The sequence below is a fragment of the Actinacidiphila sp. bgisy167 genome (genome assembly GCF_057707665.1).
Genome location: NZ_JBYIQP010000215.1, coordinates 1 through 942, shown reverse-complemented (window position 1 = coordinate 942; position 942 = coordinate 1). Strand labels below are relative to the sequence as shown.

The 942-nt window shown below is 70.9% G+C and carries 1 protein-coding gene; it reads left to right on the top strand.

Going from position 1 to position 942, the window contains the following annotated elements:
* Positions 1-906, top strand: a 906-nt coding sequence (locus AC3ET4_RS30855) for an IS701 family transposase (protein WP_431955280.1), incomplete at its 5' end; no start/stop codon positions are given.
* Between the last annotated feature and the right edge of the window lie 36 nt (positions 907-942).

Below are 942 nucleotides of genomic sequence, written 5' to 3'. Positions count from 1 at the left end.
AGCAGTTCGGGGCACGCCCTGATCGACCGCGCCTTGTACCTGCCCAAGGACTGGGCCGCCGACGATGAGCGCCGCGAGCTGACCGGCGTGCCCGACGAGCTGGTTTTCGCCACCAAGCCCGAGCTGGCCGCGGGCATGCTCGCCCGGGCCCGCGCCGCGGGACTGCCCGCCCGCTGGGTGGCCGCCGACGAAGTCTACGGCGGACGCGAACTGCGATACCGAATGCGCGAACTGGGCTACGACTACGCGATCGCCGTTCCTGCGGGCCACCACGTGACCACCCCAGCCGGGCGTTTCAGCGTCACCGCCCTGCTGGCCAGGCTGCCCCGCCGGGCCTGGCAGCGGCTGCGGACCGGACACGGCACCAAGGGCGATCGCCACTACGACTGGGCGATGATCGACATCACCGGCGACGACACCCCGACCGGACAGGCGCCGGGCCACAGCGTCCTGCTCGTCCGCCGCCACCGCTACACCCGCGAGGTGTCCTTCTACCGCTGCCACTCCACCACGCCGGCCGCTCTGCACGACCTTGTGGCGGTGGTCTGCACGAGGTGGCGGATCGAGGAGGACTTCCGCGCCGCGAAGTCCCTGACCGGACTCGACCAAGGCCAGGTGACCTGCTGGAACTCCTGGATGCGGTGGAGCCTGATCAGCCTGATCGCCGCCGCCCTCCTGGCCGCAACCCTCGCCCGCCACCACCCCACCGAGCCGTCGTCCCAGACCGAGCTGATCCCCCTCACCCGACCCGAGCTCCTTGTCCTTCTCAGGGCCACCATCCTGCCCGCGCCATGCCGCGACCTGGTGCACGTCCTGCACTGGTCACGCTGGCGACGCCGTCACCAGCACCGCGCCGCCGCCTGCCACCGCCGCTGGAACCACATCACCGCAGCCGCCACCACATGACCACCAACCGCAAAGATCACGAACTACAGCTGCCGT